General features: G+C 36.3%; 16 protein-coding genes. 10 read left to right on the top strand and 6 right to left on the bottom strand.

Annotated features, from left to right (window positions below; all coding sequences use genetic code 11):
- The first annotated feature begins 68 nt into the window (after positions 1–68).
- Genes ACY45D_RS11555 through arsH form a run of 4 tightly spaced genes read left to right on the top strand, consistent with a single transcriptional unit; the run spans position 69 to position 2,640 of the window.
- Positions 69–392 (top strand): ArsR/SmtB family transcription factor, encoded by a 324-nt coding sequence (locus ACY45D_RS11555; RefSeq protein WP_463106881.1) that lies wholly within the window; start codon positions 69–71, stop codon positions 390–392.
- Between the two features lie 5 nt (positions 393–397).
- Complete coding sequence (locus tag ACY45D_RS11550) at positions 398–871, top strand: arsenate reductase ArsC (RefSeq protein WP_463106880.1); 474 nt, start codon at positions 398–400, stop codon at positions 869–871.
- A gap of 4 nt (positions 872–875) precedes the next feature.
- Positions 876–1,934 (top strand): ACR3 family arsenite efflux transporter, encoded by a 1,059-nt coding sequence (arsB, locus tag ACY45D_RS11545; RefSeq protein WP_463106879.1) that lies wholly within the window; start codon positions 876–878, stop codon positions 1,932–1,934.
- Between the two features lies 1 nt (position 1,935).
- The gene (gene arsH / locus ACY45D_RS11540) at positions 1,936–2,640 is read left to right on the top strand and encodes an arsenical resistance protein ArsH (RefSeq protein ID WP_463106878.1); all 705 of its coding nucleotides are present in this window, start codon (positions 1,936–1,938) and stop codon (positions 2,638–2,640) included.
- A 314-nt stretch (positions 2,641–2,954) separates the two neighbouring features.
- On the opposite strand, the gene ACY45D_RS11535 is transcribed toward arsH, so the two are convergent.
- Entirely contained in the window at positions 2,955–3,359 is a 405-nt protein-coding gene (locus ACY45D_RS11535) for a Cd(II)/Pb(II)-responsive transcriptional regulator (RefSeq protein ID WP_463106877.1), read from the bottom strand.
- Positions 3,360–3,476: 117 nt separating this feature from the next.
- On the opposite strand from ACY45D_RS11535, the gene ACY45D_RS11530 reads away from it, so the two are divergent.
- On the top strand, positions 3,477–4,103 hold the full coding sequence (locus ACY45D_RS11530) for a cation efflux transmembrane domain-containing protein (protein ID WP_463106876.1): 627 nt from the start codon (positions 3,477–3,479) through the stop codon (positions 4,101–4,103).
- A 171-nt stretch (positions 4,104–4,274) separates the two neighbouring features.
- Here the strand turns inward: ACY45D_RS11530 and ACY45D_RS11525 are convergent, their stop codons facing one another.
- Complete coding sequence (locus tag ACY45D_RS11525; protein WP_463106875.1) at positions 4,275–5,075, bottom strand: phosphatidylinositol-specific phospholipase C domain-containing protein; 801 nt, start codon at positions 5,073–5,075, stop codon at positions 4,275–4,277.
- A gap of 395 nt (positions 5,076–5,470) precedes the next feature.
- Positions 5,471–6,172 (bottom strand): YidX family protein, encoded by a 702-nt coding sequence (locus ACY45D_RS11520; protein WP_463106874.1) that lies wholly within the window; start codon positions 6,170–6,172, stop codon positions 5,471–5,473.
- Between the two features lie 472 nt (positions 6,173–6,644).
- Here ACY45D_RS11520 and ACY45D_RS11515 point away from each other — a divergent pair, with 472 nt between their 5' ends.
- Together ACY45D_RS11515 and rapA are read left to right on the top strand one after the other, a co-directional pair.
- Positions 6,645–7,289: an RluA family pseudouridine synthase gene (locus tag ACY45D_RS11515; RefSeq protein ID WP_463106873.1), complete on the top strand. Its 645-nt coding sequence runs from the start codon at positions 6,645–6,647 to the stop codon at positions 7,287–7,289.
- 142 nt (positions 7,290–7,431) lie between these two features.
- Positions 7,432–10,269, top strand: a complete 2,838-nt coding sequence (gene rapA, locus ACY45D_RS11510; RefSeq protein ID WP_463106872.1) for an RNA polymerase-associated protein RapA — start codon at positions 7,432–7,434, stop codon at positions 10,267–10,269.
- A 59-nt stretch (positions 10,270–10,328) separates the two neighbouring features.
- Here the strand turns inward: rapA and ACY45D_RS11505 are convergent, their stop codons facing one another.
- A complete protein-coding gene (locus ACY45D_RS11505; RefSeq protein ID WP_463106871.1) occupies positions 10,329–11,345 on the bottom strand; it encodes an AI-2E family transporter in 1,017 nt (338 codons plus the stop codon).
- 746 nt (positions 11,346–12,091) lie between these two features.
- Here ACY45D_RS11505 and ACY45D_RS11500 point away from each other — a divergent pair.
- The gene (locus tag ACY45D_RS11500; protein ID WP_463106870.1) at positions 12,092–12,862 is read left to right on the top strand and encodes a response regulator; all 771 of its coding nucleotides are present in this window, start codon (positions 12,092–12,094) and stop codon (positions 12,860–12,862) included.
- Between the two features lie 821 nt (positions 12,863–13,683).
- On the opposite strand, the gene fabR is transcribed toward ACY45D_RS11500, so the two are convergent.
- Complete coding sequence (gene fabR / locus ACY45D_RS11495; RefSeq protein WP_463106869.1) at positions 13,684–14,379, bottom strand: HTH-type transcriptional repressor FabR; 696 nt, start codon at positions 14,377–14,379, stop codon at positions 13,684–13,686.
- 140 nt (positions 14,380–14,519) lie between these two features.
- Between fabR and ACY45D_RS11490 the strand changes: the two genes are divergently transcribed.
- Both ACY45D_RS11490 and ACY45D_RS11485 read left to right on the top strand, forming a co-directional pair.
- A complete protein-coding gene (locus ACY45D_RS11490; RefSeq protein ID WP_463106868.1) occupies positions 14,520–15,587 on the top strand; it encodes a ferredoxin reductase in 1,068 nt (355 codons plus the stop codon).
- Positions 15,588–15,599: 12 nt separating this feature from the next.
- Entirely contained in the window at positions 15,600–16,694 is a 1,095-nt protein-coding gene (locus ACY45D_RS11485; protein ID WP_463106867.1) for a fatty acid desaturase family protein, read from the top strand.
- A 105-nt stretch (positions 16,695–16,799) separates the two neighbouring features.
- Here the strand turns inward: ACY45D_RS11485 and ACY45D_RS11480 are convergent, their stop codons facing one another.
- Positions 16,800–17,570, bottom strand: coding sequence for a sulfite exporter TauE/SafE family protein (locus ACY45D_RS11480; RefSeq protein ID WP_463106866.1), 771 nt, complete (start codon positions 17,568–17,570; stop codon positions 16,800–16,802).
- Positions 17,571–17,616: the final 46 nt, after the last annotated feature.

Below are 17,616 nucleotides of genomic sequence, written 5' to 3'. Positions count from 1 at the left end.
CATTTATATATGGATATGCGTATATTCGTAATAGTATATATTTAAAATTGTAAAATTGAGCAGTCAATATGGATCAAACTGATTTTTTTAAATGCTTATCTGACCCAACTCGTTTAGAGATTTTGAAAATGGTGATGGCAAAAGACAATGTTTGCGTCTGTGAAATGACGGCAGGATTGAATTTGAGTCAACCGAAAATTTCGAGACATTTAGCACTACTCAGAAATCTATCGATTCTGCTTGATCAACGTAAAGGGCAATGGGTCTATTACCGTTTAAACCCTGATTTACCAGAGTGGGCTCATTCAGTTTTAAATATTATCTCAAATCAAAATGACGAAATAATGAACACTTATAATATTCAGCCATCAACTTCAAATTACTGTGAGTAGATCCAATGAAATTCTTATTTTTATGTACAGGCAACAGTTGTCGTAGCATCCTTTCAGAAGTGTTATTTAATAGTCGTGCTCCTGAGGGGTGGAAAGCTTACAGTGCGGGAAGTAAACCGACGGGGATAGTCCATCCTCTAACGATTAAAACCTTAGAAAATTTAGGATTATCGACAGAGGGATTATCGAGTAAAACCGTTGATGATTGTGAACAATATCAACCTGATGTAGTGATTACAGTGTGTGATCAAGCGGCTCAAGAAGCATGTCCTCTTTATCTAGGAGGGGCAATTAAGGCACATTGGGGGTTGGCAGATCCTTCTCATCTAAATTTAGATGAAGAAGAAAAGTTGAAAGCATTTCTTGGCACAGTGGAGCATATTAATAAGCGTTTGGATGCGTTATTTGCTATAGAAGCAAGCAAACTTACTCGTTCAGAACTTATTTCTGAAATCAATAAAATTTCAAACATTGAGTAAGCTAATGTCTGCATCCAAACTGTCTTTTTTAGATCGTAATTTAACATTATGGATTTTTATTGCTATGGCTTTGGGGATCGGGATAGGCGTCTACTTTCCACAAGCTTCTACGGCTTTAGATCGTTTAAGTGTGGGTTCGGTTAATATTCCTATTGCGATTGGCTTAATTCTAATGATGTATCCACCACTTGCCAAAGTGGACTATGCAACCTTGCCACAGGTGTTTAAAGATAAACGTACCTTGATGCTTTCACTGGTTCAAAACTGGTTGATTGCGCCGTGTCTGATGTTTGCTTTAGCAATCATTTTTTTACATGCTTATCCTGAATATATGACGGGTTTGATTCTGATTGGTTTGGCACGTTGTATTGCCATGGTGTTGGTTTGGAATGGTTTGGCATGTGGTGACAATCAATATGTTGCAGGGCTTGTAGCTTTTAACAGTATTTTCCAAATCCTATTTTTTAGTAGTTATGCATGGCTTTTTCTAAGTTTCCTACCACCATATTTTGGCGTAGCAGGGCAAGTGATTGAAGTGGGGTTTTGGACAATTACCCATGCTGTGCTGATTTATTTAGGTATTCCTTTTTTATTGGGTTTTTTAAGTCGACTCATACTAATTAAAGCCAAAGGTTTGCAATGGTACGAGACTCAATTTATTCCAAAGATTAGCCCTTTGAGTCTATTGGCATTGTTATTCACGATTGTTGCGATGTTTAGTTTAAAAGGCGCAGAAGTTATTCATTTACCTTTAGATGTACTACGGATCGCCATTCCTTTGACGATTTACTTTGTGGTGATGTTCTTCCTGAGTTTCTTTATGAGTAAATGGATGGGCAATGATTATCCTCGTACTACAGCGATTTCTTTTACTGCTGCAGGAAATAATTTTGAGTTAGCCCTTGCTGTGGCGATCGCAACATTTGGATTGGCTTCACCTGTTGCATTTACCACGGTGATAGGGCCCTTGGTTGAAGTTCCTGTATTGGTGCTTTTGGTGAGTGTGTCTTTGTGGTTACGTAAAAAATACTTCTCAGAAGACCTAAAGCAGATGGGAGAATAGAATGAACTTACCCAATATTGATTTAGCGTTATTGCAAACTCCGAGTTTGGATCAGATTCAAGCCAAAGCACTGATGCATCCACCTCGTATATTATTGCTTTATGGTTCTAATCGAGAGCGTTCATTTAGCCGTCTGGCTGTCATGGAAGCAGGACGTATTCTTGAGCGGTTTGGAGCTGAGGTTAAAATCTTCCATCCTAAAGGTTTGCCACTGCCTGAAGATGCAGAAACCACACATCCTAAAGTTCAAGAACTGCATGAACTCTTGGCTTGGGCAGAGGGAATGGTCTGGTGTTCACCTGAGCGACATGGATCGATGAGTTCTATTTTCAAATCACAAATTGATTGGATTCCTTTAGCCGCAGGTGCGATTCGTGCCACGCAGGGTAAAACGTTGGCATTAATGCAAGTGTCGGGTGGCTCTCAATCATTTAATACGGTCAATCAATTACGTATTTTAGGTCGTTGGATGCGAATGATCACTATTCCAAATCAATCTTCTATTCCAAAAGCGTTCTTAGAGTTTGATGAGAATGACCGTATGAAGCCTTCTTCTTACTACGATCGGATTGTCGATGTAATGGAGGAATTGTTTAAATTTACATTGTTAACACGTGGACAGACTGCTTTTTTCACCGATCGTTATTCTGAACGCAAAGAATCGGCAGAACAGTTGTCTAAACGGGTAAATCAGAAGGCATTGTAAGTTAACGTCAATTCGGGATAAATTTTGATGTAAGTTGTTGAAAAGATAGATCAGGCACAGCGGAGTCTTACCGTTTAAAGTCAGATGTAAGGATTAACCTTCGGTTCGACCTACTTTTCTTTCGGGAAAAGTAGGCAAAACCATTTGTCAGTCGCGAACTCGACAAATACTATCAATTACCAAATATATTGCAAAAACAGTATATTGCAGATGTAGTCCTGCCTCGAACAATGCGACTGACGTTGCCGCGTATCATATAGTTGGGAATATATCTTATCTCGAACTCAGGTTAAGTTATTTATAAAACTCATCAGTTATTCTGAGGTTTCCAGTTTTTTGACAATTTGGCAATGATCAATGGTGGTGTTTGAGGAACAGGATTGACGTAATTCATGTAATTGAGTTTTAAAACTCATCAATTCTTGAATACGTGTTTCTACATGTTGGATATGTTCCTCGATCAGTTGATCAATCACTTTACAGCCTTGCTCAGGATATTGAATTTGTTCAAGGAGTTGGTTGATTTCGTGTAAAGTCATATCTAAAGCGCGGCAACGTTTGATAAAAATCAGACGTTTTAATGCTTCATCATCATAATATTTATAATTATTATCTGCTCTAAAACTAGGTTTAATCAGTTGTTTCTTCTCATAAAAACGAATGGTGTCATTGCTGAGCTGGGTCTTTTTGGCTAAATCACTGATTAAATATTGATGCATGATTTATTACCTCGTTTATTTTCCTACTCGATTTTTCAAAACAGGCTTGACCTTGGAGTTACTCCATGCTTTTGAATAGCATAATACAGATCATGATTTAATCAAGTGAGGAATGTTATGGCATGTACTTGTAGCCATGAACCTACACCACAAAAACCGAACAGTAAGTTTCGTACAGCATTATGGATTGCTTTATTTATTAATTTAAGCATGTTCTTGGTTGAGTTGATTGGCGGTGCTTATGCGCATTCATCGGCACTTTGGGCAGATTCTCTGGACTTCTTTGGAGATGCTGTCAATTACGGTATTTCACTGGCCGTTTTAGGTGCAAGTCTATACTGGCGTGCGACAGTTGCATTATTTAAAGGTCTGACCATGGCTTTGTTTGGCTTGGTCGTGATTGCAAAAACAGCCTATGCTTATGTACAAGATATTCCACCTGAAGCAATCACCATGGGTGTCATTGGTGTGCTTGCCTTAATTGCCAATGTCGTTGCTGCGGTGATTTTGTATGCGTTCCGTGATGGTGATTCCAATATGCAGTCGGTATGGTTATGTAGTCGTAATGATGCAATTGGAAATGTTGCCGTAATTCTGGCTGCGGTAGGTGTGTTTGGTACAGGCAGTTTGATTCCAGATTTAATCGTCGCTTTGGTGATTTCTATACTGGGTTTAACAGGTGGCTATCAAGTGATTAAAAAAGCTGTGCAAGAAAGAAAGCAGAATAAAATTGTCAACGCTTAAGCTGATGATTTGGAATATCATTTTTGTTTTTTTACAGTTTTATTTTTATTTTTTAGTATTTTGAAATGACTATTTAAATGAATTGAACTTAAATAAGTTGAACCGTTAATTTGCAAATAACTCCATTAAGATCAAATCATTACTTTAATGGAGTTATGCTTAAAATTTTAATCATATGAAATTCTTCACACTATAACGTAAGTTAAGTTCAATCAGGGTTTTGGTTAGATTGAAGCCATTTTTATCCATATTGCGGTAGTAATCCAATAAAATCACACCTAAACGTGCTGGATGGTTTGGCAAGTTTTCTAAAATAACCATCAATGATTTATTCATTACAGGATATGCTGTTAAACCATTGCCCCATGCTAAGTCATAAGGTGTCTCTTTTTCAGAATGGGTTTGTACACAGTTATAGCTGATGTATAAAGTGTCATTGTTGTTTGTTGAAGCCTCATCAATGACTTTTTTAATTCCTGTGATTTGTCCCGCAGTTTCAGTTTGGTATTGCAAAGGCAAGATACGGAACTTTTGATCTAAATGATTTGAGTATTCATACAATCCAGCTTGGCATGGAATACCGATTTCACTGATTGCAGTACAATGATTGAAGAAAACAATTTTTCCTCTCAATTCACTGAGTGTTGTATTGCGATCACATTCAGAATAATAGCTTTTATCACCTTCAACTAGGTATTGTTCTAAGTGATGCATGAAATTACGTTTAAAATTAAAGAATTGAGTTTCTCTTTGCACAATTTGAATACAGATGATTTCTGTCGGATTGCGTTTTAAGAAGCTTTTGCAGGTCAAAAGCACTTGCTCAAAATTAATTTGGCAATGGTAACGGTCATGAATCACACTCAAAGCGTAATCTTCAGGATGTGTACATGCCAATTGGATATCCAAATAGCGGATTCCATCATGGAGCTGTTCAAGTAAAGTATAGTTCTGATGTTTAAGATGATTCATCGAGTCATCAAAATTATAAGTCGCTGAGCAATGTGTCCCCGGGATGGTAATTTCACTTAATTTTAAGTTTGGATTTAAATGTCTCATCCAATTATGGGTTGCTACACTATATACGTGTTTATTTATTCCAAGATTCATCGCAGAACTCAACTTTGATGTTTGTATTTATAAAGTATTCAACTTTTGAATATGTGAGAATCACTAAAAATAAGTAAAATTTAGCTAAAAATGAGTTTGAAAATATTTAATTTATTTTTATTGAAAACAATGGTTTGTATTAAAATTTTGTAACAAAATAATTGCAGAAAACTGAGCTTTAAATTACAGCCAAAAGCTCAGTCCGTTTGATCATCTAAGCACTTTAAAACGTCGATTTTGTCTGAGAATCAGACAGATCAATCAAAGATTTTTTGAATGGCTTGGAAAGGCAAGGTCACCACATCAAATGCAACTGCGAAGGGGAACAGCACCAATTTATCAGCTGTTTTGCTACCGACTTGAGAATAGTCTTTGACTTGCTCATAGGTATAAATGCTGACACTATATGGTTTGCTGAGTGGTTTAAGTGAAGCACTATTTTTCGCAGGGGGAAAAATTAACCCCGATAGAGCCAAATTAAAACAAAAACGTTGTGCTTTTAAACGTTGATCACTTGAAGTTGTACATTCTTCTGCACCATTTTCAATAAAAAATTCACGATCTTGTTTGGTCACATCTTCTGAAAGTTTGACGTATTTCAAGGGTAATGTGCCTGAAAATTTCCCATCATTTTTTGCAGAATAGAATTTAAGTTCTTTATCTATTTGAATGAGTTTAGGATCAAGCCCTGTAATGACTTTGGCAAATCGTGCACCACCCGAGGTGAGTACATAACTATTTTGTTGTCCTGCAATCACGATACTGTCTGTAGGAAGATCCGTGATGCTTTGCGAAGGTTTTCCAAAAGCGAGCACTGTGTCATTTACGAGAACATTCTGTACATCGCGAGTACGTACACCGTCATCTTTTTCTAAAAGGGTTTTGGTCGCACAACCTGTGATGAGCATGCTCGAAGAGCATAAGATTGCAAATGTAAATTTATAGGTTGTTTTTTTCATGTTTTACTCATTTTGTTTGTATTGATTGTTTATAACATTTCATTCAGCCAGCGTTAAGATGATTAAGTTGCCAAAAAATACGGCAAAAAACTGCTTTATCAATAGGTTATTTATTTTTTCACGTTGTGAGTTGGCAAAATGTATGATGATCGGTTTGATGACATGCTGATTATTCAGAATCGATGCATTAAAATTTACCTAAATTGTGCATGTGTTCGATATCTTTTTTCTCTACATTTAAAAATCTAATCATCATTTGAGCGTAGGATAAATTTAAAATGAGGATTTCGTTTCAATTTTTTTGACTATGATTAAATACTGAGGGGAAGCTTGATTTTTAAAGTTTGAATAATGTAGGCAAGTGTATTGGTAAACCGATGAATAAAGCTAAAAAACCAAAAATATTCATTGTATTTTTATGTCAAGATTCATAGAATTGCTCGCTTGTTTGCACGATCAGCGGAACTGAACCTTGAGTAATTTTCTAACCGAGCACCTGATACATCGTGAAGATGATTTTATGGTGATTCATAAGCCAGCAGGCATACTCACAGTTCCCGGAAAAACAGAAGACTTACAAGATTGTGTAATTAACCGTTTATTGAAAATACAACCCAAGACTTTACTGATTCATCGCTTAGATCGAGATACTTCAGGTATTCTTGTATTTGGCTTAAGTAAATGGGGACAAAAAAGTATTTCACGCCAGTTTCAAGAACGCCAAACGTCCAAAATATATCAAGCCGTGGTTGCAGGAAATTTGCAAGGTGAGGGCACGGTCGATATTCCTGTAATTTATGATCCTGAACATCCTCCATTACATATTGTTGACTCTTCAAACAATAAACCTGCTTTGACACATTGGAAAGCAATCGAACATTTTCAAATACAAGGTCAGTCTGTAACACGTGTTGAATTAACACCGATTACAGGGCGGTCACACCAGTTACGTGTTCATATGCAATATTTAGGTCATCCGATTATTGGTGATTCTTTGTATGCAACTGCAGAACAACAACAGTTGATGCCGCGCTTATGTTTACATGCACAACAACTGAGTTTTCATCATCCTAAAACAGAGGAGCTTGTACAATTTGATTGTCCAGTTCCGTTTTAGTCAAAATTTTTTTAAATAGATCGTGAAAAAGCTCAGAATTTAGTGAGCTTTATGTCAAAAAGTATTGCGTAAAGGCGGTATACTTTGTTCAAATATTCTCCTGATTTGAGCAACTGTGTTTCGGTCCTAACTTGAGATAAAGGTGGAAAAATTGCAACAATTTGCTATAGGTCAACGTTGGTTATCAGACACAGAAACTGAATTAGGTTTAGGTGTATTGATTGATGTCGATGAACGTTCAATTAGTATTCTCTTTCCGAAAAGTGATGAAACACGTGTCTATGCACGTAACAACGCACCTCTATCTCGTATTGTCTTCAATGTAAATGATGAAGTTCAAGACCAAGAAGGCATAAAATGGATTGTTGAATCACTCGATGATCACAATGGCGTGATTCGTTATAACGTGATCCGCACGCTTGAAAATGGTGAACAAGAACGCAAAGCCTTGAATGAAACACGTATTGGCGCGCAAATTCAATTGTCAAAACCATTAGAGCGTTTACTTGCAAGCCAAATTGACTATAAAGAGTGGTATGACTTACGTATTGAAGCTTTGCAAATGCAAGCCAATATGCAAACTTCACCGTTACGTGGTTTAGTGGGCGCACGTGTTGGTCTTATTCCACATCAGCTTTATATTGCACATGAAGTCGGTAAGCGTTTTGCACCTCGTGTTTTACTTGCCGATGAAGTCGGTTTAGGAAAAACCATTGAAGCAGGCTTGATCATTCATCAACAATTGAAGACAGGTCGTTCTGAGCGTATTTTGATTCTGGTACCTGATTCATTGCAATATCAATGGATGATTGAAATGCGCCGTCGTTTCAATTTGAACTTCTCATTGTTTGATTTGACACGTACTGCTTCGATTAAAGAACATGATCCTGAGTTAAATCCATTCTTAACTGAGCAATGTATTATTGCATCGGTCGATTTGATGATTGACCATGATGATCTGCGTGATCAAGCACTTGAAGCTGGCTTTGATTTGCTCGTTGTTGATGAAGCACATCATTTGATGTGGAGCGAAGAAGAAGGTGGTAATGACCGTTACGATCTTGTAGAAGAGCTTGCTGAAAAAACTGAAGGTGTATTGTTATTGACAGCAACGCCTGAACAGTTGGGTGTAGAAAGCCATTTTGCGCGTTTACGTTTACTCGATCCGCAGCGTTTTAGTTCTCTAGATCGTTTCTTGGATGAAGAAGAGCAATATCATCATACGGCTAAAATTGCAGAAGTGTTGATGTCGGATCTTCCGCTTGAAGCAGTGCATTTAGCTGCTGTTGAAAAGTTACTTGGTCATCCGATTGAAGACCAACCTGAACATCGTTTCCGTGCGATTCATGAGCTTTTAGACCGTCATGGTACAGGACGTATTCTTTTCCGTAACACACGTGAAGCAATTCAAGGTTTCCCTGGTCGTGACTGTCAGCCTGCGCCATTACCTGCACCAGAACACTGGTCTAAAGATGGTAAGTTGCGTGAGCAAATGTGGCCAGAAGAAGCACAGCTTGATGGTGCTTGGATGGAAACAGATCCACGTGTGATGTGGTTGATGGAAAAATTACGTACAGATTTAAAACATCATAAAGTATTGTTGATTGCACGTAGTGGCCCAGTGGTCGAAGCATTGGAAAATGCTTTACGTATTCATGCAGGTATTCGCACAGCGATGTTCCATGAAGGCATGAGCTTGTTGGAACGTGACCAAGCAGCCGCTTATTTTGCAGAAGATTCTTATGGTGCACAGATTTTGCTATGTTCTGAAATTGGTTCAGAAGGTCGTAATTTCCAGTTTGCTTCTAACCTCGTATTATTCGATTTACCAGCAAATCCTGATGTTTTAGAGCAACGTATTGGTCGTTTAGATCGTATTGGTCAAGAAAATCGTATTCAAATTCATGTGCCTTATCTTCTAGGAACGGCGCAAGAGCGTATGTTCCGCTGGTACAACGAAGCATTGAATATTTTCAGCAGTATTTCTCCAACGGCTCAAACGCTTCAAGAAAACTTTATTCTCGATTTAAAAGAGAGCTTATTGACTGATAAAGGTCAAGAATTTGAAGAACTTCTTGAAGCTGTGAATGTTCAACGCCAAGCGCTTGAGAATGAGTTGCAAGAGGGGCGTGATCGTTTGCTCGAATACAACTCTTGTCGTCCTCTTGTTGCACAAGAAATTGTGACAGCGCTTGAAGACTATGATGACAATACATTATTACCAATGTTTATGAAACGCTTTATGGCAGCGACGAATATTGATTTTGATGAGCAAAGTAATGGTACAGTCATCATCAAGCCAACCGATCAAATGCAAGTACAAGGTTTGGATATTGATGAAGAAGGGATGACGGCAACGTTCTACCGCGATCAAGCGCAGATTCGTGAAGATGCTCAGTATTTAACTCTTGAACATCCATTTACTGAAAGTGTGATGGAAATTATCCGTACACAGTCTTTCGGTAGCACCAATGTGGCGATTCTTAAAACCAATGCTTTGAAACAAGGGACAATCTTGTTGGAAGTATGGTTTAAAGTGGATGTAATCGCACCTAAAGCATTGAATTTACCTTCAAGCCTGCCGACACAATTGATTCGTGTGTTATTGACTGAGAATGGTCAAGATATTACGGCTAAGCTTGATCCTGAGATCATTAAACCGTACTTGCACCATTTAGACAGTAATAGTTGCCGTCAAGTCGTGAAAGCACGCCGTGAAGTGGTTGAAGCACGTTATGCACAAGCCCTTGATATTGCAAAAGGTGCATTGCCAACATTGCGTGAACAGGCGAAAGAAATTTATGGTAGTAAATGGCAATATGAAATTGACCGTTTAACTTATCTAAAACAGTTTAATCCAAGTATTCGTGCAGATGAAATTGAACGCCTACAGAAATTCCAAAAAGAAGGTTTAGGCTTATTGGATGGTCTATCTGTAACACCAGAAGCGATTCAAATTCTTGTTGTTGTTAAACCATAATTGATTGAAATATTTATTGATTTTCAAAAAAAATAAAAGCTCCTTCGGGAGCTTTTTGCTTAGATCAGCTTGGCTTCTTTTAACTCAAGTTTGATATAAGCATAGAAAATAGGTGCAACAATCAAACCTGCAAGTCCAAAGATAGATTCAAAGACCAGCATGGCCAACAGAACTTCCCATGACGCAGCATGGATTTTTGTTCCGATAATTTTAGCATTGATAAAATATTCAAGTTTGTGAATTAAAATAAGATAAATCAGTGCAATACCCGCAGTTGTCACTGAAATAGTTAAACCTGTCACAACAATAATCGAGTTGGAAATCAAGTTGCCGACGATAGGAATCAGTCCAAAAATAAAAGTTAAAATAACCAATGTATTGGCAAAGGGTAGATGTATCCCAAAAATCGGCATGAGAATATGCGAAAAGATAAGGAACAAGCCCGTATTAATCAGTGAAATTTTAAATTGAGCAAATACAACATTTTTGAACGATATAGAGAGGTTTTCAATACGCTGAATCATGGCTTGTTTGAATGCAGGATGCTCAGGTGCTTTATGCAAACGATTTAATGAAACCAATATGCCAACAATCGAACCAATCAGCATAGTCGCGAGATTATGAATAAAATCAGTACCCGTATGTTTGAGTGTAGATAAATTATCTTTCATCAAAGCCAGTGTCTGATCTTTAAGTTCAGGTAAAGTATAGGGAATAAATCCTGGGATATATTGTGCAATTTCAAGTTGCAGCTTTTGCAGTGTAGCGTCAATTTGCAAACTTAATGCATTGATCCCCGAACCTTGCACATCATGTTGCATAAAGCTAATCAGACTGGTGATCGCAAAAGTAATCAATGTAACAATAATAATGCCAAGAATCACACTAATGGTGAGTCTGGCACGTTGACCATCGATATATTTTTCAGTGATATTTCCCAAACTATTGATCATTTCGTAGATAACAAAACCAGCGAAGAAACTTGCGAGGAGATGTAGGGGAATAATTGAAATCAAAGCGACGAACATGATGATGTAACTTGCAAGAATACTTTGACGGTTGTTCAGTAGATTCATTGAATTGTCCAAATCGCTTAGCACTGCTGGTTTTCAGGGTGTTAAAAGTGGTGCTAAATGTGATGAAAATGCCTATTTATTCAAGCAATTCTAGGCTTATTTTTCTTTATAGTGTGAAATACTTAAAATTAAATGAACGCTTTTATCTATCGCTGCTGCGACATCAATTATGCGCAAAAAAAGGCTGATGAACATGTGCAGTTCATCAGCAAAGAGGGACTTGATCGCATTTTATGCATAGATAAACATGGCGTATAATGCTCAGTTAAATAAAGAGATCAAGTCTAAAACGTTTTATTTTAATCCTGCTAAACACTAAAAAATATTTAAGCGTGATTAAAAACTGAAACCAAAAATTAAAACCAAGTGTTAAAAATCCCCAGTCAATTGAACGCAATTGTGTTTTTAAACTTAAACGAGTACCTGCCTTTTCAATGAAGAAAAAGATACGGTAAATCTACATGATTAAATTAATTCAATACGTCTAGATAATAAATCACTAAAAATAAGTAATTTGAATTTTATAAAAATGTTAAAGAAAACTTAATAAAATAGGGTTTTAAAATAATAAATACGCTTGATTGAATAAAATATGTTACATAATTATTAATGTAATATAATTCATATTCTTATTATAAAGGGTTAGATGTTTATTTAAGATTATATGAAATATACCCAATATTGGTTATTGTCTTATCACTACTTTTAAATTAACAATATTAAGAAGTAAGGAAGGAGTGGAATACATGTTTTCTTTAGACTATCAACTGCCATTACCTACTCATACATTAGAAGATGATCATAAAATGGATGAACACTTTAATAATATTTTTAATATAGATTGCAAATTAAGGTTACCTGTTCTTGTTTTAGAGGATGATCCAGTTATTCAAGAGCGTATGTACAAAATATTAGTGAGCTTTGGTTATAAGGATGAAGACTTAAATTTTACTCAAACAATTAAAGGGGCTGAGGAAATTTATGAAAAGAAGCACACTGAATTGGTTTTGGTCGATCTAGGACTACCTGATGGTAATGGTATCGATTTTATTTATTACATGCGTGAAAGAAAAAATGACAACGAAACACCGATTATGGTGGTATCAGCATGGAATTCTGTAGACACTATTTTAAAAGCATTGTCTGCTGGTGCTTCGGGGTATGTTTTAAAGGAACGTGATGATTTTGAATTGATTTTTGCAATTCGTAGTCTGTTGCGCGGTGGGGTAATTATAGACCCATTTGTTGCTAGTCAAATTCTGAAAAGCATGCATCATATCGATGATGAAGTTAAACCATCGTGTTCGCAGCATAAAATGGAAAGTAATTTATCAGGAAGAGAATTAGAAATTTTGATTTTAGTTGCAGCGGGAAATAGTAGCCGTGAAATCTCTGAAACACTGAGTATTTCGAAGTTTACTGTTGATTGCCACATTAAAAATATCTATCACAAACTTTCAGTCAACTCTAGAACTAAGGCAATAAATGCCGCAAAGAAAATAGGGTTAATTGATTAATATCATTCAAGATTAATCAGAGTTTTGTGTTCCATCGGAGCTTAAATCTCTCAAAATACTCAGTCATTTTAGTCAAACTAAAATGACTTTTTTGTGAGTGGAATTGGCTTTGAGCAAGCTTTATTATCACCTATAGCATAGTAAATAATTAAACCCAAAATAAGCTATAGTATTTAAAAAATATTCATTTAATAAATATAATCATACTTTTGTTGGATAATTGGGTTTGCTTTAAAATATATTCTTTAGTAAATGAATGTCTGTTGATGATGATATAAAATGCCATTTCATGATTATAAATGCCACTCTCATGCATAATATAATATGTATTTTATTTACATCTTATTTGTGTATATTTTTATAATGTGTATTTTATTTACATTTTAATAGTGTGGGGTGTTTATACATATGTTGGATTTGATATAGGTTCTTTTGTTATTTTAAAATAAAATCTATTTAGACATTTGTCGGATTAAATATGTAAGGTTATATTATAAAATATGATTCATTGAATTAAACTAAATAACGTAGGGCTGTTATTAAGGAAAACTGTTATTAAGAATGTCTTTTATTAAAATCTTTCTTTTTGCTTTTGATGATTTTAAGGCCTTAAAAGCAAAGTTTATAATGGGCTGGCTCTAAGTCAAATTATTCGATAAAAAAGGCTCAGTGAGCCTTTATAAAAGCCTGAATGGGGTTAAAACAGGCTGGTACAGAAATTGATTCTAACGAGGCATAACCCATCAATCAAACGCGTAATTTTTACGCGTTATTGTTTGAATTATGAATAGCCTAAGCAAATGCTAATCATATGAATACAATTAGCGAATTTGCGCTTCGTCTAAATGGCGAGAGCCTTCAAGTAGCATACGAATCATGATCATGGTTTGCTCTGCGACTTCTTTACGCTCGTTGACGGGTAAATCAATCACTTTAGCACCCATGTTAAACACCAATTGGGTTATGGCTTTGGCAACTAAATCAGGGTGAGCCAATTTACTGTTGTTAATGCGTTCTAAGCGAATTAAATCTTCTTGGAGTTCTTGTTGGAAATAATTCAATTGTTTATCGACAGCAAGTTTATATTGAATTGAGCCTGTATAGCCTTCACGCAGTAAAAGGCTGAGATTGCCTTCATCCGCGTCTAATTGTTCAATAAACACTTCAACAGAACTACGAATAATGCTGCTTTGTTTGATGGCTTTAATTCGTGCTTGATGCAAAATTCGGCGTAGGACGCCACCTGAAAGCTCAATTAATTCAATCGCCAATTCATCAATATCTTTAAAATGTCGATAAAAACTATTCGGTGCGATACCTGCCTCACGTGCAACCTCTCTCAAGCTTAATGAGGCGATACTTTTTTGAGGGCCAATCAGATTGAGTGCGGCTTGGAATAATTCTTCTTTAGTAATCGTTGCCTTTCTGCCAACAGTACGCACAGTTACTTTCTCAAGCTCATGATACTGCTCTTGAAGTGTAGATGGATCCTGAGAAATTGCAGAAGTCTGATTCATAAATATCAAATAAATTAAATTATTTAACCATTATAGCGGTTGAAGTCACATAAATGAAACGACTAGATACAATACGAATGTATATACAAATATATATACATGTGTATAATAATTAAAATTTAGACAAATGGTGAGCTCAAATGCACGCTATTGAAAAGCAAAAATCTCCTGTAAATTCGATGTTTGACATTGTTGTAGGTCAACATAGTGTTAATTTTTGGCTACAAAAAATTAACCCATTATGGTCTGTTCAACAGGCTTTAGGAAAAATTGTTCAAAAGCAACAATCCGCAGCGGACACGGTGAGCTTAACCATTCAAGTCAATCGTCACTTTCAAATGGGGCAAGCAGGGCAACATCATCCGATTATTATTGAAATAAAAGGTATTCGATATGAAAGAACCTATAGTTTGACGCAACTTGATCATCAACATGTACTTTTAACGGTTAAAAAAGTGGATCAAGGTATCGTCAGCCAGTGGTTGAATGATCGTGCCAAAATTGATGATGTGATTGAGTTCGGTGTTCCTTATGGAGAAATGCTACTTCCAAAAACGCCACAAAGTTTGATTCTATTGGCGGCGGGTAGTGGTATTACACCGATGTATAGTCTAATCCAAAAATTAGCAACAACCCGACAATTAGATCAGCAAGCAGTACATTTAATGTATTGGGTCAAAAAGCATGAAGATGTTGCTTTTAAACAAGCATTTGATCATTTTTGCGAGCAATTTCCACAATTCAAATTCGAAGTATTTTATACCCAAGAACAACATGCAGATTCACGTTTAAATGTTGCACATCTGAATCATATTGAAAACCTTCAGCATAGTACAGTGTATGTGTGTGGGCCTTCAGGTTTTGTTACAACAGCAGAAACACTGTTTGAAAATGTTCAAGATTTCAAGAGTGAAGCTTTTAGCCTAAGTCCTGTATTCACTGATGATAATGGCTTTATCAACGTGACATTAACACAGTCCAATAAAGTGGTTGCGATTCCAAAAGGTCAGTCCATTTTAGTCGGACTTGAGCAGCAAAACATCAAGCCACAACATGGTTGCCGTATGGGAATTTGCAATAAATGTGCATGCAACAAAGCACAGGGTGCAACTAAGAATTTAGTCAATGGTTCAGAAAATTCAGAACCGAACAATTTGCTCAGAATCTGTGTCAATACAGCTCAAACTGATTTAGTTATCGATATTTAAGCGAGTTTTATCATGAATATGCCAGTTAAAATTCAATATTTTACCAATCCTAAAAACCGCGAATTAACTCAATTTGAATTGGATGAATTAGCACGTGAGTTAGATGCAATCAAGCAAGAAGTACTGGATGATATTGGGGAAAAGGATGCTAAATACATTAAAAAAGTGTATGCAGCGATTCGCTATAGCAGTATTTTAGGCCGTGCTTGTTTATTCGCAGGGTGGTTTCCGCCAGCATGGTTGTTGGGTACAGGTTTGCTCGGTTTTGCCAAAATCATGGAAAATATGGAGTTGGGTCATAATGTCATGCATGGACAATATGACTGGATGAATGATCCACGTTTTAAAGGTACAACTTACGAATGGGATATCGTTGGAACTTCAGATAATTGGCGTCAAACCCACAATTATAAACATCATACTTATACCAATATTAAGGGTATGGATGATGATATTGGTTATGGTTTATTGCGTCTATTTCCAGAACAACGTTGGAAAGCAGGGTATTTATTACAACCGTTATATGCAATTCCATTCTGTTTGTTGTTCCAATGGGGGGTTGCCATTCAAAATCTTGAAATTGGCAAGCTCATCTATAAACGAAAAACTTGGGCGCAGTTTAAAGAAGAGTGGAAACCAACTCAGAAAAAAATTGGTAAACAGTTTTTTAAAGATTACTTATTTTTCCCACTCATTGCAGGGCCAGCGGCACTACCTGTATTTACAGGCAATTTAGTTGCCAACGGCATTCGCAATATTTGGACATTTAGTATTATTTTCTGTGGGCATTTCACAAAAGATGTTGAGGTGTTTCCGAAAACGGTATTGCAGAATGAAAGCCGTGGTCACTGGTATATGCGTCAGATTCGCGGCTCATCAAATTTGACAGGTTCAGAAGCTTTTCATATTTTGACAGGACATTTAAGTCATCAAATTGAGCATCACCTATTCCCAGAAGTACCTGCACGTCGTTACCGTAAAATGGCACCAAAGGTAAAAGCTGTTTGTGAAAAATATGGTTTAAATTATAACAATGCCAGTTTGTTTAAGCAGTATGGTCAAGTGCTTGGGCGTATCGTGAAATATGCATTTCCGTTTAAGAAATAGTTTTGATTTAAGCATTTCGTCAAAAAACCACTTTCGAGTGGTTTTTTATCGTTTAAATTGCATTGAAATTATTTACGGATTCAGCATATTGACACAGTTCTATTCTCAATGTATGAATAAATCATAACCCATTCGACCGATTAAAAAAATTAGCAAAATCAAAAAGAAAATACGAATAAAGCCACTACCATATTTGATTGCTAATGCAGTTCCTGCAAATGAACCCAAGACATTACATACGGCTAAAATAATGCCTGCCATCCATAAAACATGCCCAGAAGGTATAAAAAAGAACATGGCAGAAATATTGGTTGCTACATTGACCAATTTGGCTGACGCAGAAGCATTTAAAAAGTCAAAAGCAAATATTTTAACAAATAGAAAGAGTAAAAAACTTCCAGTTCCTGGGCCGAAAATTCCGTCATAAAAACCAATTAATGCACCAAAGAATAAACCCAAGGCGATTTCTTTTTTACCTGTTTGTAAAACAGTATGTACTTGGCCTAAGTCCTTTTTTGCAAAGGTGTAAATCGCAATAATAATGAGAAGGAAAAATACGATATAGCGCATGAGTTCTTTGGGAATCAGTGAAACAGACATTGCACCAAAGAAAGAAAAGATAAATGCAGCGAGCATTGTTGGAATAATTAATTTCCAATTGATAGTGACTTTCTTATAGTAAGCAAAAGCTGATGAAACTGTACCTGCCATTGCAATGATTTTATTGGTTCCAAAAATAGTTGCTAAGCTTTGTTTTGGAAAAGCATGCATCAGTGCGGGAAGTTGGATTAAACCTCCACCGCCGACAGCAGCATCAATCAGCCCTGCACAAAAAGCAAAAAAACCAAGGCTGAGCAGTATTGTTTCGTATTCCATTACTGAATTTTCTATAACGTATTTTAAGAGAACCATCATAGAAGAT

The sequence above is a fragment of the Acinetobacter sp. BZX-2 genome (genome assembly GCF_055179795.1).
The sequence above is the reverse complement of the archived record's forward strand: the minus strand, read 5'-3'. Positions and strand labels throughout refer to the sequence as shown.

Coding starts and splice junctions, on each gene's coding strand:
- ACY45D_RS11485 (WP_463106867.1), top strand. CDS start 15,600: ATGAATATGCCAGTTAAAATTCAATATTTTACCAATCCTAAAAACCGC.
- ACY45D_RS11505 (WP_463106871.1), bottom strand. CDS start 11,345: ATGAATCTACTGAACAACCGTCAAAGTATTCTTGCAAGTTACATCATC.
- ACY45D_RS11520 (WP_463106874.1), bottom strand. CDS start 6,172: ATGAAAAAAACAACCTATAAATTTACATTTGCAATCTTATGCTCTTCG.
- arsB (WP_463106879.1), top strand. CDS start 876: ATGTCTGCATCCAAACTGTCTTTTTTAGATCGTAATTTAACATTATGG.
- fabR (WP_463106869.1), bottom strand. CDS start 14,379: ATGAATCAGACTTCTGCAATTTCTCAGGATCCATCTACACTTCAAGAG.
- arsH (WP_463106878.1), top strand. CDS start 1,936: ATGAACTTACCCAATATTGATTTAGCGTTATTGCAAACTCCGAGTTTG.
- ACY45D_RS11535 (WP_463106877.1), bottom strand. CDS start 3,359: ATGCATCAATATTTAATCAGTGATTTAGCCAAAAAGACCCAGCTCAGC.
- ACY45D_RS11530 (WP_463106876.1), top strand. CDS start 3,477: ATGGCATGTACTTGTAGCCATGAACCTACACCACAAAAACCGAACAGT.
- ACY45D_RS11490 (WP_463106868.1), top strand. CDS start 14,520: ATGCACGCTATTGAAAAGCAAAAATCTCCTGTAAATTCGATGTTTGAC.
- ACY45D_RS11525 (WP_463106875.1), bottom strand. CDS start 5,075: ATGAATCATCTTAAACATCAGAACTATACTTTACTTGAACAGCTCCAT.
- ACY45D_RS11480 (WP_463106866.1), bottom strand. CDS start 17,570: ATGGAATACGAAACAATACTGCTCAGCCTTGGTTTTTTTGCTTTTTGT.
- ACY45D_RS11550 (WP_463106880.1), top strand. CDS start 398: ATGAAATTCTTATTTTTATGTACAGGCAACAGTTGTCGTAGCATCCTT.
- ACY45D_RS11500 (WP_463106870.1), top strand. CDS start 12,092: ATGTTTTCTTTAGACTATCAACTGCCATTACCTACTCATACATTAGAA.
- ACY45D_RS11555 (WP_463106881.1), top strand. CDS start 69: ATGGATCAAACTGATTTTTTTAAATGCTTATCTGACCCAACTCGTTTA.